The organism is Georgenia muralis (genome assembly GCF_003814705.1).
In the GTDB taxonomy this organism is placed as follows: domain Bacteria; phylum Actinomycetota; class Actinomycetes; order Actinomycetales; family Actinomycetaceae; genus Georgenia; species Georgenia muralis.
This window is the reverse complement of sequence record NZ_RKRA01000001.1, coordinates 290,645-309,460: the sequence shown is the minus strand read 5'-3', so window position 1 is coordinate 309,460 and position 18,816 is coordinate 290,645. Positions and strand designations below refer to the sequence as shown.

General features: G+C 73.7%; 12 protein-coding genes and 1 pseudogene. 11 read left to right on the top strand and 2 right to left on the bottom strand.

Annotation, left to right across the window (positions count from 1 at the left end):
• The first annotated feature begins 67 nt into the window (after nt 1-67).
• The 6 genes and pseudogenes from mtrA to EDD32_RS01330 form a co-directional block, all read left to right on the top strand.
• Nucleotides 68-751, top strand: coding sequence for an MtrAB system response regulator MtrA (gene mtrA, locus EDD32_RS01355; RefSeq protein WP_123913949.1), 684 nt, complete (start codon nt 68-70; stop codon nt 749-751).
• On the top strand, nt 748-2,508 hold the full coding sequence (gene mtrB / locus EDD32_RS01350; RefSeq protein ID WP_246005917.1) for an MtrAB system histidine kinase MtrB: 1,761 nt from the start codon (nt 748-750) through the stop codon (nt 2,506-2,508). The genes mtrA and mtrB overlap by 4 nt, the downstream gene beginning before the upstream one ends.
• Nucleotides 2,505-4,196, top strand: a complete 1,692-nt coding sequence (locus tag EDD32_RS01345; protein WP_170175155.1) for an LpqB family beta-propeller domain-containing protein — start codon at nt 2,505-2,507, stop codon at nt 4,194-4,196. The genes mtrB and EDD32_RS01345 overlap by 4 nt, the downstream gene beginning before the upstream one ends.
• Nucleotides 4,197-4,239: 43 nt before the next feature.
• Nucleotides 4,240-5,082, top strand: a complete 843-nt coding sequence (locus EDD32_RS01340) for a ComF family protein (protein ID WP_123913945.1) — start codon at nt 4,240-4,242, stop codon at nt 5,080-5,082.
• 166 nt (nt 5,083-5,248) lie between these two features.
• Nucleotides 5,249-5,908 (top strand): ribosome hibernation-promoting factor, HPF/YfiA family, encoded by a 660-nt coding sequence (hpf, locus tag EDD32_RS01335; protein ID WP_123913943.1) that lies wholly within the window; start codon nt 5,249-5,251, stop codon nt 5,906-5,908.
• 165 nt (nt 5,909-6,073) lie between these two features.
• Nucleotides 6,074-6,895 (top strand): annotated as a pseudogene (locus EDD32_RS01330) (DUF72 domain-containing protein); the annotation flags it as partial.
• 184 nt (nt 6,896-7,079) lie between these two features.
• Here the strand turns inward: EDD32_RS01330 and EDD32_RS01325 are convergent.
• Nucleotides 7,080-7,436: a hypothetical protein gene (locus EDD32_RS01325; RefSeq protein WP_123913939.1), complete on the bottom strand. Its 357-nt coding sequence runs from the start codon at nt 7,434-7,436 to the stop codon at nt 7,080-7,082.
• Complete coding sequence (locus EDD32_RS01320; RefSeq protein ID WP_170175154.1) at nt 7,433-10,984, bottom strand: carbohydrate binding domain-containing protein; 3,552 nt, start codon at nt 10,982-10,984, stop codon at nt 7,433-7,435. Before EDD32_RS01320 ends, EDD32_RS01325 begins: the two co-directional genes overlap by 4 nt.
• 341 nt (nt 10,985-11,325) lie before the next feature.
• Here EDD32_RS01320 and EDD32_RS01315 point away from each other — a divergent pair, with 341 nt between their 5' ends.
• From EDD32_RS01315 to secA, 5 genes are all read left to right on the top strand, one after another.
• Nucleotides 11,326-12,396, top strand: a complete 1,071-nt coding sequence (locus EDD32_RS01315; protein ID WP_123913935.1) for a LacI family DNA-binding transcriptional regulator — start codon at nt 11,326-11,328, stop codon at nt 12,394-12,396.
• A 65-nt stretch (nt 12,397-12,461) separates the two neighbouring features.
• Nucleotides 12,462-12,887, top strand: a complete 426-nt coding sequence (locus tag EDD32_RS01310; RefSeq protein WP_123913933.1) for a DUF6788 family protein — start codon at nt 12,462-12,464, stop codon at nt 12,885-12,887.
• Complete coding sequence (locus EDD32_RS01305; RefSeq protein ID WP_123913931.1) at nt 12,788-14,272, top strand: ISKra4 family transposase; 1,485 nt, start codon at nt 12,788-12,790, stop codon at nt 14,270-14,272. The genes EDD32_RS01310 and EDD32_RS01305 overlap by 100 nt, the downstream gene beginning before the upstream one ends.
• Nucleotides 14,273-14,333: 61 nt before the next feature.
• On the top strand, nt 14,334-15,716 hold the full coding sequence (locus EDD32_RS01300) for a winged helix-turn-helix domain-containing protein (protein WP_123913929.1): 1,383 nt from the start codon (nt 14,334-14,336) through the stop codon (nt 15,714-15,716).
• Nucleotides 15,717-15,929: 213 nt separating this feature from the next.
• Nucleotides 15,930-18,788: a preprotein translocase subunit SecA gene (gene secA / locus EDD32_RS01295; RefSeq protein ID WP_123913927.1), complete on the top strand. Its 2,859-nt coding sequence runs from the start codon at nt 15,930-15,932 to the stop codon at nt 18,786-18,788.
• Nucleotides 18,789-18,816 lie beyond the last annotated feature (28 nt).

Below are 18,816 nucleotides of genomic sequence, written 5' to 3'. Positions count from 1 at the left end.
CCACGCCGGTGGCCGTCCCACGGCGGGCCGGGCACGAACCGTGGCCGCGGGATGACACCATGTGGACATGAATGCACGCCTCCTCGTGGTCGACGACGACACCGCGCTCGCCGAGATGATCGGCATCGTGCTCGAGGCCGAGGGCTTCGAGGTCGTCTTCTGCGCCGACGGCGCCCAGGCGCCCGACATCTTCCGCGCCGAGCAGCCCGACCTCGTCCTGCTCGACCTCATGCTCCCGGGCCTCGACGGCATCGCGGTGTGCCGGATCATCCGCGAGGAGTCCGACGTGCCGATCGTCATGCTGACGGCGAAGTCCGACACCCTCGACGTCGTCACCGGCCTCGAGGCGGGCGCGGACGACTACGTCGCCAAGCCGTTCAAGCCCAAGGAGCTCGTCGCGCGCGTCCGCGCCCGCCTGCGGCGCCAGGAGGACCCCGAGCCCGAGCGCCTGCGGATCGGCGATCTCGAGCTCGACGTCGCCGGCCACGAGGTCACCCGGGACGGCGTGCCGATCTCCCTCACGCCGCTCGAGTTCGACCTCATCGTCGCCCTCGCGCGCAAGCCGTGGCAGGTCTTCAGCCGCGAGGTGCTGCTCGAGCAGGTCTGGGGCTACCGCCACGCCGCCGACACGCGCCTGGTCAACGTCCACGTCCAGCGCCTGCGGGCCAAGGTCGAGAAGGATCCGGAGCACCCCGAGGTCATCGTCACCGTCCGTGGTGTGGGGTACCGGGCGGGGGCACCTCAGGGGTGAGCCGGGACGTCGCCCAGAGCCGCGGCGCGAGCCCCCCGGCCGCGCCCGCGCTCCCGCGCGGCTCCGTCCCCCACCGCGCGGGACCGGCCACGACCTACCGGCCGCGCGCCACCGAGCCGCTGCGCCTGCGGGCCCGCCGCAAGATCCTCACGGCCGCCGGCCGGTGGCGCACCTCGCTCAGCGTCCGGGTGGTGACCATCACCGTCGTCGGCGGAGCCGTCGCGCTGGCCCTGCTCGGCGGCGTCATCGGCAACCAGGTCCGTGACGGCCTCTACGACGCCCGGGTCGAGCAGATCCTCGCCGACGCGGCTCTGCGCTCGCGCGACGCGCAGGAGACGTTCGACTCCGCGACGGCGACCACCGGGCAGCAGGTCCAGCAGGTGGCCAACGACTGGATCGACGCGCTGGAGTCCTCCTCCTCCGGCGCGCTCGGCACCGTCCTCATGCGCTCGCCCAACGAGTCGTCGGCGGTGACCATCGCCGAGCCGGCCACGAACAACGCACCCCGCGAGGTCGTCTCCGACCAGATGCGCGCCGCCCTCGCCGCCGAGGGCGGGCAGCACTGGCAGGCGGTGGGTCTGCCGGCCGAGGACGGCGAGGAGCCGGGGATCGTCGTCGGCGCCACCGTCACCCTGCCTGCCGCGGGCACGTACGAGCTCTACACGATCTACACCCTCGCCCCCGAGGAGGAGACGATCCGGCTCGTCCTGCGGGTGCTGTCGGTCGGGGCCCTCGCCCTCGTCGTCGTCCTCGGGGCCATGGTGTGGGTCATCACCCGCTGGGTGCTGCGTCCCGTCCAGGAGGCGGCGCGGGCGGCCGAGCGGATCGCCGACGGGCTCCTCGCCGAGCGGGTCCCGGTCCGCGGCCACGACGAGCTCGCGGTGCTGGGGGACTCCTTCAACGAGATGGCGGAGTCGCTCCAGCGCCAGATCGAGCGCATGGAGGAGCTCTCCCGCCTCCAGCAGCGGTTCGTCTCGGACGTCTCCCACGAGCTGCGGACCCCGCTGACGACCATCCGCATGGCGGGCGAGCTCATCCACGACGCCCGGGACTCCTTCGACCCGGCGGTGCGCCGCTCCGCCGAGCTGCTGCACACCCAGCTCGACCGGTTCGAGTCGATGCTCGCCGACCTGCTGGAGATCTCGCGCTTCGACGCCGGCGCGGCCGCCCTCGAGGTCGAGGAGCGCGACATGCGCGACATCGTCGAGCGGGTGGTCGAGCTCAACGCCATCCTCGCCGAGCGCAAGGGGTCCGAGATCCGGCTCCAGGTGCCGGCCGGGCCGTGCACGGTGGAGGTGGACTCCCGCCGCGTGGAGCGGGTCCTGCGCAACCTCCTGGCCAACGCGATCGAGCACGGCGAGGGCCGCCCCATCGACATCACCGTCGCCGCGTCCGCGACGACGGTGGCGGTGCGCGTCGTCGACCACGGCGTGGGCATGAGCGCCGAGGAGGCCCTGCACGTGTTCGACCGCTTCTGGCGCGCCGACCCCGCCCGTGCGCGGACCACCGGTGGGACCGGCCTGGGGCTGGCCATCTCCCAGGAGGACGCCCGGCTGCACGGCGGCCTCCTCGAGGCGTGGGGGGAGATCGGCGTCGGCGCGTCGTTCCGGCTCACCGTGCCCCGCCACGCCGGCGCGGTCCTCGGCGTCTCTCCCGTGCCGCTGAACCCCCACGAGGAGCCGGCCACGATCACCCAGGAGGTCTCGAGCGCCGCGGGGCCGGAGTCGTGGTCGGAGCTGGCGGAGGAGGGCTCGTGACGCCGCGTCGCAGCGTCCGGCTGCTGGCCGTCCTCGTCGCCGCGCTCGTGGCGCTCGCGGGGTGCGTGAGCCTGCCCCGCTCGGGCCCGGTCTCCGCCTCCCAGCCCGAGCTCCCGCCGTCGGAGGGCATCGGCCTGTTCGCGGCCGGCCCCCGTGAGGGCGCCTCGCCCCAGGAGATCGTCGAGGGGTTCCTCACCGCCTCGGCCGCGGGGTACTCCGACGAGTTCCTCGTCGCCCGGCAGTTCCTCGCCGGGTCCGCGGTCCAGGCGTGGCAGCCGCTCGAGCAGGTGAGGATCTACGCCGACAACCCGGCGCCGTCGTTCGGGCGCACCGACGACGACGGCGTGCGCCTCACGGTCGCCGCGGAGGCCTCGGTGGACTCCGCCGGGCACTACACGGAGTCGCCGCCCGAGACGACGATCGAGGCGGGCTTCACCCTCGTGCGCAACGCCGCGGGGGAGTGGCGCATCGTCGAGCTCGACGACGGGGTCCTGCTGCCGGCCGCGAACTTCCGCTCGCTCTACGCCCAGGGTGCGGTGTACTTCCTCACGCCCGAGCAGGACGCGCTCGTCCCCGACGTGCGGTGGTACCCGCGGGAGAACCAGGCGACGGCGCTGGTCCGCGGGCTGCTCGACGGCCCCTCGCAGTGGCTCTCGCCCGGCGTCGTCACCATGGTCCCGGCCGGCACCCGCATGACCGTCGAGGCGGTCACGGTCGCCGACGGCGTCGCGCGCGTCGACCTCTCCGCCGACGCCCTCTCGGCCGACCCGGAGCAGCGGGCCGCGCTGTACGCCCAGGTCGAGCGCACGCTGCTCGGCGTGCCCGGCGTCCAGCTCATCCAGATCACGGCGGCCGGCGCGCCGTACGAGGTCACCGTGCCGATCCCCGAGCTCTCCTCCTACCCCTACACCACCGGCTCGCTGGTGGTCGTCGCCGACGGCGCGCTCGCCGAGGTGGTGGCCGGCGAGGTCGTCCCGCTGGCCGGCGGCAGCCTCGCGGGCCTGGACGCACGCTCGCCCGCCCTCGGGTACGAGTCCGAGCAGCCCACGCTCGTCCTCCTCGACGGCGCCGACCGGCTCGTCACCGCCCCCGCGGCGCAGTCCCAGTCCTTCCTCCTGGCGCAGGGCTCGGCCCTGGTGGCGCCCTCGGTCGACATCGACGGGTGGGTGTGGACGTCGCCGCAGGAGTCCGCGGGCGACGTCGTCGCCGTCCAGGACTCCGGCACCCGGGTCGCGGTCGACGTGCCGTGGCTCGAGGGGGGCCGGGTCCACGCCCTGCGGATCTCGCGCGAGGGGGCCCGCGCCGTCGTGGTGTGGGAGTCCGGCGGACGCACCCTCGTCGACGTCGCCGCCGTCGTGCGCGGCCTGGACGGCGTCCCGCGCGCCCTCGCCGAGCCGGTGCGCATCGGCGAGCGGATGACCACCGCCACCGACGCCGCCTGGGTGGACGAGCAGACGGTCGCCGTCCTGGGCACCTCCGGCGGCGACGCCGCACCCGTGGTCCACCTGCTGCCCATCGGTGGTCCCACCTCGCGGCTGCCCGCCGTCGACGGTGCCGTGACGATCACCGCGGGCCGGGGCGACCGCTCCCTGGTGGTGGGCACCGAGAGCGGGCGCATCTACGAGCGCAACGGGGCGTCGTGGCGACCGGTGCTGACCGAGGCCTTCTTCCCCACCCTCCCCGGGTAGCCCGCCGTCCACAGCCTCGCCGCCGCGGCGGCCCGGCCCGGCCATGCTCGCCGGTGTGGTGGGCGCCGGCGGACCGGACGGGGCGGGACGGTGGCTCGGCGCCCTGAGGTCCGCGGGGCGGCTCGTCCTGCCCGTGGAGTGCGCCGGGTGCGGGCGGTGGGACGTGGCCCTGTGCCCGCGGTGCCGCGACCTGCTCGCCGCGACCCCGCGGCGGTGCGGGCAGGACGCGCCGATGCTCGCCGGGGACGGCCCGCCGGTGTGGTCGGTGGGCGCCTACGCCGGCGCGGTGCGCTCGGTGGTGCTGGCCTGGAAGAACCACCGCCGCCGGGACATCTCCGCGGCGCTGCTCGGTGCCGTCGCCGGGGCCGCCCGGGCGTGGGCCCTGGACCCGGCCCTGCGTGCGGCTCTGGGACCGGCCGTCGGCGCCTCCCGCACGGTGCTCGTCATGCCCGCGCCGTCGGGCCTGCGCCGCCGGCTGGCGCACCGGTTCGTCGTGGGCGAGCTCGCCGACGCCGTGGCGCGCGGCCTCGCGTCCGGCCTCGCCGACCACCCGGCCGGGGTGGACCGGGTGCTCGTCGTCGACGCCCTCCGGCGCCGGGGTGGCGGCGCCCACCAGGCGGGCCGGGGCGCCCGGTCGCGGGCGCGCAACCGCCGCGGCGGGGTCGTCGTCGCCGCCCCGCTGCCCGCCGGTGCCGCGGTCGTCGTCGTGGACGACGTCGTCACCACCGGGGCGACCCTGGCCGCGTGCGTCAGCGCGCTGTCGGACGCCGGCGCGCACGTCGTGGCGGGCCTCGCCCTCGCCGGCACCCCCGCCCCCGCGCGGCCCCTGCGCGTTCCCGGCGGGAGTGTCCGCGCGGACATGCCCGCGGCCACCAAATGCGACTAACGTTGGTGCATGGAGCACAGCCCGAGGCCGCAGGCGCCGCGCAGGGAAGCGCGACCCGGCCAGGGCCGGGAGGAGGTGGTCCGCACCCCCCTCGCTCGCCCGTGAACCAACCGGCGCGAGATCGTCACGTCCGGGGCCGGAAGAGCCCCCACCTATGGAGGTCACCATGGAGATCGTCGTCAAGGGCCGCAACACCGAGATCGCCGACCGCTTCCGCGAGCAGGTCGAGGAGAAGCTCGGGAAGATCGAGCAGCTGGCCCCCCGGGCGCAGCGCGTGGACGTCGAGCTCACCCACGAGCGCAACCCGCGCCAGAGCGACCAGGCCGAGAAGATCGAGATCACCGTGCGCGACAAGGGGCCCGTGATCCGTGCCGAGGCCAGTGCCTCCGACCGGTACGGTGCGCTGGACCTCGCCGTCGGCAAGCTCGTCGAGCGGCTTCGCCGGGTCCGTGACCGCCGCAAGGACCACCACCGCTACTCGCCCCCGCCGCCCGGGCAGGTTCCCAGCGTCGAGCAGGAGCCCGAGGTCGAGCAGGAGGAGCGGCCCCAGCCACCGACGAGGCCGGGGGAGAGCGTCGAGGCCCAGCTGGGCGACTCCCCGGTGATCGTGCGCCAGAAGCTGCACGAGGCCACCCCGATGACGGTCGACCAGGCCCTGTACGAGATGGAGCTCGTCGGGCACCCGTTCTACCTCTTCATCGACGAGGAGACCGGCCAGCCGTGCGCCGTCTACCACCGCCACGGCTGGACCTACGGCGTGATCCGCCTCGACACGGTCGTGACGGCGTCGAACCACGTCCTCGACCCCGCCGGGCGGCCCGCCTGACCGTCGGGTCCCACCCCTGACCAGTCCCGACCCCGGGGCCCCGTCGCCCGCCGGCGACGGGCCCCGGCCCCGTCCGGCCCCGCCGTGCCCGCCGGTCGTTGCGTGGTCCCGGCCGTCGCACTGCACCCGCTCGCCGCACCGGCCACCCCGATCTATGGTCGGGCCATGGCCACCGTCCACGTCGGCATCTCGGGCTGGCGGTACGCGCCGTGGCGGGGCACCTTCTACCCGCCCGGTCTGGCCCAGCGCCGGGAGCTGGAGCACGTCGCCAGCCGCCTGTCCACGGTGGAGATCAACGGGTCGTTCTACTCCCTCCAGTCGCCGTCGAGCTACCGGGCGTGGTCGGCGCAGACCCCGTCGGACTTCGTCTTCGCGGTCAAGGGCGGCCGGTTCATCACCCACATGAAGAAGCTCGACGACGTGGCGGGGGCACTGGCGAACTTCTTCGCCTCGGGGGTCCTCGCCCTGGGGGAGAAGCTGGGCCCGGTCCTGTGGCAGCTGCCGCCCCAGCTGCCTTTCGACGCCGGCCGCGTGGAGCGGTTCCTCGACCAGCTCCCGACGACGACGGCGGCCGCGGCGGCGCTGGCCCGCGGGCACGACGCCCGGGTGAAGGACCCCCTGACGGAGGCCCCGGCCGACCGGCTGCTCCGCCACGCCATGGAGGTGCGGCACGAGAGCTACCGGGACCCCGACTTCACCCGGCTGCTGCGCGAGCGGGGTGTCGCGCTCGTCGTCGCGGACACCGCCGGACGGTGGCCGCTGCTCGAGGAGGTCACCGCCGACCTCGTCTACGTCCGTCTGCACGGCGACGAGGAGCTCTACGTCAGCGGGTACGACGACGCCGCGCTGGACCGGTGGGCGGACCGGGTCCGACGGTGGCACGCCGACGGCCGCGACGTCGTCGTGTACTTCGACAACGACGTCAAGGTCCGGGCCCCGTTCGACGCCATGGCGCTCGCGGGCCGGCTGGCGGGCATCGCGGCGGAGCCCACCGGGGTCCGGCCGCCGGTCGGGCCCGTCCGGGCGCGGCGGGCGGTCGGTGACGGTGCGCCGGGCGGCTCCGACCCGTCGGCCCCGCCGGATGCGCCGGCCGGGCTGGGCGGGGCGGGCAGTGCGGCACGTCACCGCACTGCCCGCCCCGACCCCCTCCCGGGACGGTGACGCCTCCCCGCTAGGGGAAGGTGATGTCGTCCGCGTAGTAGGTCGTCCCCGACCCCACGGTCCCGAAGTCGAAGAAGATGACCACCCGGTCGTACTCGGCGGCCGGGTCCAGCGGCGTCGCGACGGCGTTCGTGAAGTCGAACGTCAGGGTCTCCCAGGCGCCGGCGACAGTGGTGGTGGCCTCCGTCTCGACGTTGACGGCGGGGTCGGTGCCCTCGACCTTGAGGCGGACGGGGACGCCCGCCTCGGGCGACCACACCCGCACGGTGATCGTCGTGTCCGCGTCGGTGAACGGGATCACCGGGACCCGCAGGTCGTCCTCGGTCGCCACGATCGTGCCCGCCCACACCTCGGGCGGGTTCTTCACGACCCGCAGCACCTCGTTGGCGGGGTCGGTCGGGTCGGTGGCGACCGTGGAGTCCTCGGCACCGCCGAAGCCGAGCAGGTCGGCGCCGGGTCGAACGAGATGACCAGCCCGGGCGCGACCGGGTACCCCAGGTCGTCGAGGTAGAAGGTCGCGGCGGCGTCCTCGGCCGAGTACGCGGTCCCGAAGTCGAAGAACACCGAGACCTTGTCGTAGGTCGCCGCCGGGTCGAGCGCGGCGGTGCCCGGCACGTGCTCGGCGAGGTCGAACGTCAGGGTCTCCCAGGCGCCGGCCGTCGTCGTGGTGGCCTCGGTCTCGACCGAGACGGCGCCGTCCGTGGCGTCCTCCACCTTGAGGCGGACCGGGACGCCCGCCTCGGGTGACCACACCCGCGCGGTCATCGTGGTCGCGACGTCGAACGGGATGGCCGGGACGGTGAGCCCGGGTCCGGTCGAGACCGTGACGCCCGCCCAGAGCTCCGACGGAGCCGACCTGACGATCTGCGCGACCTGGTTGCCGGCGTCGGTCGGGTCCGCGACGACGGCGCCGGCGGCGCCACCGAAGCCGGTCAGCCCCGGCGCCGGCTCCTCGTCGAAGGTGATGACGACGCCGCCGGACGGGGCGGGCGGGGTGTCGTAGGCCTGCCGGGCGCTCGCGCCGGCGGTGTTCGCGTTGCCGGCGAGGTCGCTGAAGGCCCCCGCGGCGACCGCGACCTCGAGGGTCCCGGTGCTGTCGGCCGGCGGACGTGCCACGAGTGTGGCGTGCGTCGCGTCGACCCGGGTGAACGCCCCCTTCGTGCCGCCGGTCAGGACGACGTCGGAGGCGGTGAAGCTGGTGCCCACGTCCTCCGAGAAGGCGAAGGTGAAGGTCACGTCACCGTTCGCGGTCTCGGCCGTGACGTCGTCCGTGATGCTCACCTGCGGCGCGGTGGTGTCGCTCAGGCGCACCTGGTCGAGCAGCACGGTCCCGGACCCGCTCGGGACGCCGAACCCGTAGCCCCAGACCTCGTCGAGACCGAACCCGTCGTCCGGGGCACCCGCAGGCTGGTCCGCGCTGCGCTCGAAGTCGGTGAAGGGGAGCGAGACCTCTCGCCAGCCCGTGGAGTCGTCGACGAAGGAGGCCTCGAAACGCTCGGCCGTGTCCGGACCCTGGAAGACCCGGACGTAGTCCACCTTCATCTCCTGGGGGAAGGTCGTGGCCGGGTCGACGACGCCGCCGAAGCTCCCGCCGACCGCCATGTTGAGGAGCAGGAAGACCGGGTCGTTGAACACCCACTCGTCCGGTGCCACGTCGGCCGGGGTGGCCGTGTGGTAGCGCTCGCCGTCCAGGTACCACTCGATGCGGTCGGGTCCCCACACGACGGTGGTGGTGCGGAACTCCCCGGGCACGCCGCCCTCGACGGTCACGATGTCCCCGTAGGCCTCGCCGCCGGAGTAGCCGGGGCCGTGGACGGTGCCGAAGACCTCGCCGGGGATGCGGCTGACGTACTCCATGAAGTCGATCTCACCGGTCTGGGGCCAGCCGACCTGGTCGATGTCCGTGCCGAGGCTCCAGAAGGCCGGCCACAGGCCGGCGCCGCCGTCCGGCACCTGGATGCGGGCCTCGATGCGGCCGTACGCGAACTCGGCCTTGTGCTTGGACAGCAGGCGCGCCGAGGTGTGCTCGCACTCGCCGTAGTAGCACTGCTCGCCGTCCGCCTCGCGCGCGGTGATGACGAGGTTGCCCTCGCCGTCGGTGGCGGCGTTGTCCGGGCTGTCCGTGTAGTACTGCAGCTCGCTGTTGCCCCAGCCGGGGATGCCGTTGACGGTGCCGTCACCGAGCTCGTAGCCCCAGTTGTCGGGGTTCGGTCGGGTGCCGGCCGCCTCGTCGAACTCGTCCGACCAGACGAGGTCCCACCCCTGCGGGCCCGGGTCGGGGGCACGGTTGTCGAGGACCTCGACGCCGATCTCGTCGCCGCTCCCCTGCCCGCGGTACCAGAACGACATCCCTTCGGTCTCGGACCAGTCCTGACCCAGCGCGAAGTCGCGGCCGAAGCGCTCCTGGGCGGGCAGGTTCGTGATCGCCCGGCCGTCGAAGGTCTCACCGGCCAGGGGGAGCGCCTGGTCGTCGCACGCCAGGCCGGTCTCCTTGGCGCGGACGTGGAGCACGAGGTCCGTCCGCCCGTCGCCGTCGGTGTCCGCCTCGTGGCGCCGCGGCTGGCCCGTGGGGTCGACGTGCGTCTCGTGCGCGTCCCCGAGGGTGACCGTGGTGTGGTCCACGCTCGTGGCGTCGAAGTCGGGGGTGCTGAGCACGCTCACGGTGACGACGCCGTTGCCGGCGTTGCACAGCTGCCCCTCCACCTCGACGTCGACGCCGACCGGCCCGCCGACGGTCGCCGCGAGGACACGCTCCTGCGCGCCCTGACCGGGTACCGCGTCCGGGTCCGCGGAGGCGATCTCGGGGTTGTCCAGGGTCACGGCGTCGCTGCCGTCCCACAGGTCGGGTGCGCGCTCGAAGTCGTCCAGGAGCAGGGGGTCGTACGGCTCGTCGTCGAGGATCGTGCCGGCCGCCTGCATGATGCCCGCCGCGGCGCCGACCGGGTCGGAGAGGCGCAGGATGACGCGTCGGTCGCCGTCGTCCTTGCCGTTGTCGACCGTCTCGAGGGGGAAGGTGAGCTCGCGCGGCCCGTCCTTGGTGAAGGTGAGGGTGCCGGTGACGGGCGTGTAGTCCCGACCCGCCTGCGCGGTGCCCGGCTCGACCGCGTAGCCCACCGTGACCTGGTCCGGGTCCTCCTCCCTCATCGTCCGGTTGAGCCTGACCGTGACCTCACCGGTCGTTCCCTCGGGGACGTCGACGTTCCGGGCGGCGAGGCCCACGGCGAGGTCCGGGACCTCCGCCACGCCGTAGACGCCGACGTTGTCCACCCAGTAGGTGCGCGCTCCGCCGGTGCCGAGGGCGCCGAGGGCCCACCCGTGCACCTCGGTGCCCTCGAAGCCGTCGTCCGGCGCGTTGTTGCCGACGCCCTTGCGGGTGAGCTCGGCGAAGGGGATCGAGATCTCGCGCCAGCCGGTGAAGTCGTCCACGACGTCCACCGACCACCGCTCGGCGTCGTCGCTCGTCGAGCCCGGGTTGCGGTTCTCGAGCAGGTCGACGAACAGCGTGTTCCCGGTCCCGAGGCCGCGGAGCCACATGGTGAAGCCCTTGTAGGCGCTCCAGTCCTGCGGGACCCACCGGTTCACCGCCTCGTTCGGGAACGCGTCGACGACACCGGCGTAGGAGGTCACGTCGACGTCCATCCGGAGCGCCTGACCGTCGACACCGTCGGTGGGCGCGGGCGGCGCGGCGGTGTCGATCGTGACCGTGCTGCCGGCGCCCTGGAACGTGGTGAACCCGACCGGGACGCCGTCCGGGTCGGTGCCGGCCGGCAGGGACTCGAAGTCCTCCACGACGAGCACGGGCGGCTCGGCGCCCGCGGCGCCGGCCACGCCGACCGCCGTGAGGGAGAGTGCGGCCGCGGTGGCCAGCGCGGCCCCTCGCCGCAGGCGTGACGGGGGATGTGTCGAAGCGGTCATGGCATGGGTCCTCTCGATGGGGTCCTTCGTGTGCGGTGCCGGACGTCCCACGGCCGGCCCAGGACTGGTGGGTCGTCCCGGGCGCCCGTCCGTCGGCGACCCGCCCGTGGGCCGACGACGTACGGGCGGCCACGTCCGTGTGAGAGCGCTCTCATCGCTGAGCGCGCTTCGGGACGGTGCCGAGTGGTGGGGGGTCAGGCAGTGAGAGAGCGCTCTCTCGGGAGTGAGCATGGCACGGGGGTGGGTTCCGTCACAAGGGCGGCGTCGACCGGCCGGGTCCACCCGTAGGATTCGGGTGATCCGGCCGTATGCGGCACGTCCCCCGAGGGGAGATCAGGCCCATGCCCCCCAGCGGTCGCGCCGGCCTCGAGCAGGTGGCCGCGCACGCCGGCGTCTCTCGCGCGACGGTCTCGCGGGTCGTCAACGACGTCCCCACCGTGGCGCCCGAGCTCCGGCGCCGCGTCGAGGAGTCCATCAGGGTGCTGGGCTACCAGCCCAACCTCGCGGCGCGAACCCTCGTCACCCGGCGCACGGACACCATCGCCCTCGTCGCCTCCGAGCCGGACGTGCGGGTGTTCGGTGACCCGTTCTTCAGCGGCATCGTCCGAGGGGTCACGATGGAGGCGGGCGCCGCGGGGCTGCAGCTGGTCATCATGATGACCCAGTCCCCGGAGGAGATCCGGCGCGTCTCCCGGTACCTGACGTCGGGAGCGGTCGACGGCGTCCTGATGATCTCCGAGCACGAGAGCGTCGACCCGCTGCCTCCCGCGCTCCAGGCGGCGGCCGTCCCCCTGGTGATCGGTGGCCGTCCGATGCAGCCGGGTGTCTCGGTGCCGTACGTGGACAACGACAACGTCGGTGGGGCCCGCATGGCGGCCGAGCACCTGCGCGGGCTCGGGCGCACCGTGATCGGCACGGTGGCCGGACCTCAGGACATGACCGCCGGGCTCGACCGGCTCGACGGTTTCCGTGACGGGCTCGGCCCGGCGTTCGACCCCGGCCTGGTCGAACCCGGTGACTTCAGCCAGGCCGGTGGCGAGGCCGCCACGGCACGCCTTCTCGCGAGGGCGCCGCACCTCGACGCCCTGTTCGCGGCGTCGGACCTCACCGCGCTGGGCGCACTCAAGGCGCTGCACGACGCGGGACGGCGCGTGCCCGACGACGTGGCCCTGGTCGGGTTCGACGACATCGAGGTCGCCGCCTTCTCGTCGCCGCCGCTCACGACCGTCCGGCAGCGGACCGTCCTCCAGGGCCGTGCCATGGTCCGGCTCCTGCTCGCACGCATCCGGCCCGACCGGGTGGTCGACGGCGACGGCATCCCGGACGCGCGCGGGGTCGACCACCTCGTGCTGCCCGTCGAGCTCGTCGTCCGTGCGTCGACGTCGGGGTGTGAGTCGTGGCCGTGTCGTTGAGGGTGTTTGTGCTGGTGGCTCCATATGCTGATTGTGGGTCACATAATCAGCATCAGGGGGTAGTGATGGGCAAGGACTACTCGAGGAAGAGCGAGCGGGAGCTCGCCGAGCTGCGCTCGTTGGTTCTGGACCGGATCGCCGCGGTGCCGGCGTTCCGGCGCGGGTCGTTGCAGGTCGGTTACCGCAGGTGCGGGCGGGCGACGTGCCGGTGCGCCCGCCCGGGCGAGCAGGGCCACGGGCCGCGCGGGTTGTGGACCCGTACGGTCAAGGGCGAGGGTTCGCGCGGGCAGTACGTCCCGGTCGACCAGATCGACCAGGTCCGCGCCGAGCTGGACCACTACGCCGAGTTCGCGGCGCTGGTGGAGGACTACGTGGAGATCAACGAGGCGTTGTGCCGGGCCCGGGTCGGGCCCCCGGGGCCTCGCTCGCGCCGCGTCGCCCCTTCCGGGACGGACGGGAAAAAAGGGGGCTCTGCGACCCCGAAGAGCTGAGCGTCCTGGCCGAGCGGGTCGGCGAGCTCGCCGCGGCCGAGGCCCGCCGGCTGGTCCATGGCGCGGCCGGCCTGCTGCGCGGCGGGGAGCAGGGCGTGCTGGAGGCGATCGAGCGCGCCGCCCAGCAGGCCGGGGCACGGATCGGGCTGGCCGCGCTCGCCGGGGTCATCGACTGGGCCGGCCAGGACACCCCGACCCAGGCGCCGTGCCCGGGCCAGGGGCACGGCGCGCGGTTGGTCACCCGGCGCGCCCGGACGGTCCGGACCCTGCTCGGCGCCCTGCAGCTCAGCCGTGGCTACTACCACTGCGCCACCTGCCGGGAGGGGTTCGCCCCCCTGGACCTCGTCCTGGACGTGGCCGGCACGAGCCTGTCACCGGGCCTGTCCCGGGCTTGCGCGCTGGCCGGGGCCGAGATGCCGTACGAGAAGTCCAGACAGTTCATCGCCACCGTGACGGGCCTGGACCTGGCCTCGACCTCGACCCTGGCCCGGACCACCCGGGCCCAGGGACGACGGGCCCGGGTCCTGATCGGCGCCGAGCACACCACCGCGGCCAGAGCCACCGCCACGCCCGCGCCCGCACCGGGTGAGGGCCCGGACGTGTGCTACATCGTGCTGGACGGCACCGGCGCCCCCATGCTGCCCAGCGAGACCACCGGCCGGCCCGGCAAGGATGGCGGCAGAGCCGGGACGCGGGAGGTCAAGATCGGCTGCTTCTTCACCCAGTCCGGCCGCGACCCGGCCACCGGCGAGCCCGTGCAGGACCCCGACTCCGCGACCTACATCTCCACCTTCGAACCCGCCGCCACCTTCGCCACCCACGCCAAGGCCGAGTACCACCGGCGCGGCTTCGACCACATCCGCCAACCCATCGTCCTGGGCGACGGCGCCAAATGGATCTGGAACATCGCCGATACCCACTTCACCCACGCGACCCAGATCGTGGACTACTTCCACGCCCGCGAGCACCTCGCCGACCTGACCAAGCTCCTCACCCTCGTCCTGGACGACCCCGGCGCGTTCGAGGCCGACCTCGTCGACCAGCTCGACCTGGGCCACACCGCCGCGATCGCCGCCGCCGTCGACCGCCTCGACCTATCCGACCACGCCCCCGACCTGGCCCGCCCCGCCGCCACCGAGGTCGCCTACTTCACCACCAATCACCACCGCATGCAGTACGCCGATTTCCGCGCCAACGGCTACTACATCGGCTCCGGACCCGTCGAGGCCGCCTGCAACACCATCGTCAAACAACGCGCAAAACGAGCCGGCATGCACTGGACCATCCACGGCCTCGACCCCGTCCTCGCCCTCCGCACCCTCCACCAATCCAGACGCGACGACCTCCTCTGGCCCACGACCACGAGCCCGACACCACAAACCTGACGCACACCCTCGACGTCGTCGTAGGGGCGCCGGTGTCGGTGGTTGGCGGCAGGATGGGGAGATGACCGGAACGACGCCGTCACGCGTGCTCACTCCCGGCCAGGCGCGGCGGGTCGCCGTCGCGGCTCAGCGGCTCGACCGGGCCCGGCCGGTGGGACCGGTCGGCGTCGGGCACGTGACGAGGCTCGTCGAGCGGATCGGGCTGCTGCAGATCGACTCCGTCAACGTCCTCGCCCGCGCCCACCTCCTGCCGGTCTTCTCCCGGCTGGGCCCCTACGACGTCGGCCTGCTCGACCGTCTCGCCGGGCGCCGGCCGAGGCGGCTGGTGGAGTACTGGGCGCACGAGGCGTCCTACGTCCCGCCCGCCACCTACCAGCTGCTCCGGTGGCGGATGGAGCGCCACCGGGAACGCAACCACTGGGGTCGTGAGCTCGCCCACCACCCGGGCGTCGTCGACGCCGTCCGTGGCCTGGTCGCCGAGCACGGGCCCGTCACCGCCACCCAGGTCCACGACCTGCTCGGCCACCGACGGGGCCCTCGGGAGGGGTGGGGCTGGCACTGGACGCCGGCCAAGCACGCCCTGGAGCACCTGTTCAACATCGGGGAGATCGCCACCGCTCATCGCACGCCCCAGTTCGAGCGCGCGTACGACCTCACCGAGCGGGTGCTGCCCGCCGAGGTGCTCGCGCGTCCCGTCCCGGCGGAGGCCGACGCCGTCCGCGAGCTCGTGGCGATCGCCGCCGCCGCGCACGGCGTCGCCACGCTGCGGGGCCTCGCGGACTACTTCCGCCTCCCCGTGGCCCCCACCGCCCGGGCCGTGGCGACGCTCGTGGCCGACGGCACGCTCGAGGAGGTCCGCGTGGCCGGGTGGTCCCGTCCGGCGTTCCTGCAGACCGCGGCGAGGCTGCCCCGGAGCACCCGTGCCCGGGCCCTGCTCGCGCCGTTCGACCCCCTGGTGTTCGAGCGCCGGCGTCTGCACGAGATCTGGGGGATGCACTACCGGATCGGCATCTACACCCCGGTGGCGCAGCGCACGCACGGCTACTACGTCCTGCCGTTCCTCCTCGGTGAGCACCTGGTGGCTCGGGTGGACCTCAAGGCGGACCGTGCCGCGGGCGTCCTGCGGGTGCGGGCCGCGCACGCGGAGGATCCGGCCGGGGTGCCGGGCCTGCCGGCCGGCGGTGCGGGGGTGTGGCCGGGCGCCGCGGAGGTCGTGCGTGAGCTGGCCGCAGAGCTCGCCGTCACGGCGCGGTGGCTGGGGCTGGGACTCGTCGTGGTCGACGGCGACGCAGGCGGCAGCCTCGCCCGCGACCTCGCGGGACACCTCGCCCGTGACGCCGGACACCTCGCGCGCGACGCCGGACACCTCGCCCGCGACGCCGGACACCTCGCGCGCGACGCCGGACACCTCGCCCGGAGCCCCGCCGCAGCCGGTCCCGAGTAGGTGCCCGGGCGCGCCACCGGACCTGTCACGCGGTCCGCGGACGGGCCGGAGCACCTCGTCGCCCGCACCGGCGGGGCGTGTCCGGTTCGCCCGCGGCTGACCCGCGGTCGCCCGGGGCGGCGCTACGCCTACGATGGGGACGGGCGCGCCCGCCGGGGCCGCCCGCGCCGTGCCGTCCGGCCGGCGCCTGGAACACTCACCGGGAGCTCGCGCGTGCCGACGATCCTCGACAAGATCCTTCGAGCCGGCGAGGGCCGTGTCCTCAAGAAGCTGACCGCCATCGCCGACCAGGTGGACGCCCTGGAGGAGTCCTTCGCCGCCCTCACCGACGCGGAGCTGCGCGAGGAGACCGACAAGTTCAAGGAGCGTCTGGCTGCGGGCGAGACCCTCGACGAGCTGCTCCCCGAGGCCTTCGCGACGGTGCGCGAGGCCGCGAGCCGCACGCTGGGCCAGCGTCACTACCGGGTGCAGATCATGGGCGGTGCCGCCCTGCACCTGGGCAACATCGCCGAGATGAAGACCGGTGAGGGCAAGACGCTCGTCGCGACCCTGCCCAGCTACCTCAACGCCCTGACGGGCAAGGGCGTGCACGTCGTCACCGTCAACGACTACCTCGCCGGCTACCAGAGCGAGCTCATGGGCCGTGTGCACCGCTTCCTGGGGATGAGCACCGGCACGATCCTGTCCGGGCAGACCCCGGACCAGCGGCGCGAGGAGTACGCCGCCGACATCACCTACGGCACGAACAACGAGTTCGGCTTCGACTACCTGCGCGACAACATGGCCTGGTCGACCGCCGAGCTCGTCCAGCGCGGCCACAACTTCGCCATCGTCGACGAGGTCGACTCCATCCTCATCGACGAGGCCAGGACGCCGCTCATCATCTCCGGGCCGGCCTCCGGGGACGCGAACAAGTGGTATGCCGAGTTCGCCCGCCTCGTGCGGCGGCTCGAGCGGGAGAAGGACTACGAGGTCGACGAGAAGAAGCGCACCGTCGGTGTGCTGGAGCCGGGGATCGAGAAGGTCGAGGACTACCTCGGCATCGAGAACCTCTACGAGTCCCTCAACACCCCCCTCATCGGCTTCCTCAACAACGCCATCAAGGCCCAGGAGCTGTTCAAGCGGGACAAGGACTACATCGTCGACCGTGGTGAGGTCCTCATCGTCGACGAGCACACCGGCCGCGTCCTGGCGGGCCGCCGCTACAACGAGGGCATGCACCAGGCCATCGAGGCGAAGGAGGGCGTGGTCATCAAGGCCGAGAACCAGACGCTCGCCACGATCACCCTGCAGAACTACTTCCGCCTCTACGGCAAGCTCTCGGGCATGACCGGTACCGCGGAGACCGAGGCTGCGGAGTTCTCCAGCACCTACAAGATCGGCGTGGTGCCCATCCCGACCAACCGGCCGATGGTGCGCAAGGACCAGTCCGACCTGGTCTACAAGGGCGTCACCCAGAAGTACACCGCCATCGTCGAGGACGTCGCCGAGCGTCACGCCAAGGGCCAGCCGGTGCTCCTCGGCACGACGAGCGTGGAGAAGTCCGAGATCCTCTCCGCCCAGCTCAAGGAGCGCGGCATCGGCCACGAGGTCCTCAACGCCAAGCAGCACGCCCGTGAGGCCGCCGTCGTCGCGATGGCCGGACGCAAGGGCGCGGTCACGGTCGCCACCAACATGGCCGGCCGAGGCACGGACATCATGCTCGGCGGCAACGCGGAGTTCATCGCCGTCCAGGCGCTCAAGGCCAAGGGGCTCGACCCGGCCGAGACGCCGGAGGAGTACGAGGCGGCCTGGCCCGAGGCGCTGGAGGCGGCCAAGAAGGCCGTCGCCGCCGAGCACGACGAGGTGGTCGCGCTGGGCGGCCTCTACGTCCTGGGGACCGAGCGGCACGAGTCGCGGCGGATCGACAACCAGCTGCGCGGTCGGTCGGGCCGGCAGGGCGACCCCGGCGAGTCGCGGTTCTACCTCTCCCTCGAGGACGACCTCATGCGCCTGTTCAACTCCGGGCTGGCCATGCGGGTCATGGACGGCGCCTCCTACCCCGACGACATGCCGCTCGAGCACAAGTTCGTCTCCAAGGGCATCGCGTCGGCGCAGGGCCAGATCGAGGCGCGCAACTTCGAGATCCGCAAGAACGTCCTCAAGTACGACGACGTGATGTCCCGCCAGCGCGAGGTCGTCTACGAGGAGCGCCGGCGCGTCCTGCACGGTGAGGACCTCGAGGACCAGGTCGTGGGCTTCCTCGACGACGTCGTCACCGGGCTGGTCGAGGAGCACACCGCCGGTGGGAACCCGGAGAGCTGGGACCTGGACGCGCTGTGGACGGAGCTGAAGAACGTCTACCCGGTCTCGATCACTCCTGAGGAGGTCGTCGAGGAGGCGGGCAACGCCACCCGCGTCACCCCCGAGATGCTGGTGGAGGAGCTGCGCTCCGACATCCACCTCGCCTACGAGGCACGCGAGGCCGAGCTCGGCGAGGAGGTCATGCGCCAGCTCGAGCGGCGCGTCGTGCTGTCCGTCCTCGACCGCAAGTGGCGCGAGCACCTCTACGAGATGGACTACCTCAAGGAGGGAATCGGGCTGCGGGCCATGGCCCAGCGCGACCCGCTCGTGGAGTACCAGCGCGAGGGGTTCCAGCTCTTCCAGGCCATGAACGAGGCCATCAAGGAGGAGTCCGTCCAGTACCTGTTCAACCTTGAGGTCAAGCGTCAGGAGGCGACCGGCGAGGGTGGACCCGTCGTCACCGCGACGTCGGCCGCGGCGACCGCGACGTCGGCGCCGGGTCAGCCCACCGGCCGCCCGGTGCTCGCACCCGGCGCGGCGCCGGCAGGCGGCGGCTCCGCCGCCCCGGCAGCTGCGCCGACGGACCGGGCGGAGCCGGCCCCCGCCGCTGCGCCGGCCGCCGCGCCGGACCTGCTCGGCCTCGAGCCCCCGGAGCGGCCGACGAACCTCACGTACACGGCGTCCGCGCTCGACGGCGACCCGCAGGGCGACGGCGCCGGCAGCGAGAGCGGCGGCGCGAACCGTGAGGCCCGCCGTGCGGCCGCCAAGGCGGCCAAGAAGCGCCACTGAGGACGATGACCGACGGGGCCCGCACCTG

What these genes read in the sequence shown, in the direction of transcription:
- mtrA (WP_123913949.1), top strand. Translation starts at nt 68, where the DNA reads ATGAATGCACGCCTCCTCGTGGTCGACGACGACACCGCGCTCGCCGAG.
- EDD32_RS01340 (WP_123913945.1), top strand. Translation starts at nt 4,240, where the DNA reads ATGCTCGCCGGTGTGGTGGGCGCCGGCGGACCGGACGGGGCGGGACGG.
- hpf (WP_123913943.1), top strand. Translation starts at nt 5,249, where the DNA reads ATGGAGATCGTCGTCAAGGGCCGCAACACCGAGATCGCCGACCGCTTC.
- EDD32_RS01320 (WP_170175154.1), bottom strand. Translation starts at nt 10,984, where the DNA reads ATGACCGCTTCGACACATCCCCCGTCACGCCTGCGGCGAGGGGCCGCG.
- EDD32_RS01315 (WP_123913935.1), top strand. Translation starts at nt 11,326, where the DNA reads ATGCCCCCCAGCGGTCGCGCCGGCCTCGAGCAGGTGGCCGCGCACGCC.
- EDD32_RS01310 (WP_123913933.1), top strand. Translation starts at nt 12,462, where the DNA reads ATGGGCAAGGACTACTCGAGGAAGAGCGAGCGGGAGCTCGCCGAGCTG.
- EDD32_RS01300 (WP_123913929.1), top strand. Translation starts at nt 14,334, where the DNA reads ATGACCGGAACGACGCCGTCACGCGTGCTCACTCCCGGCCAGGCGCGG.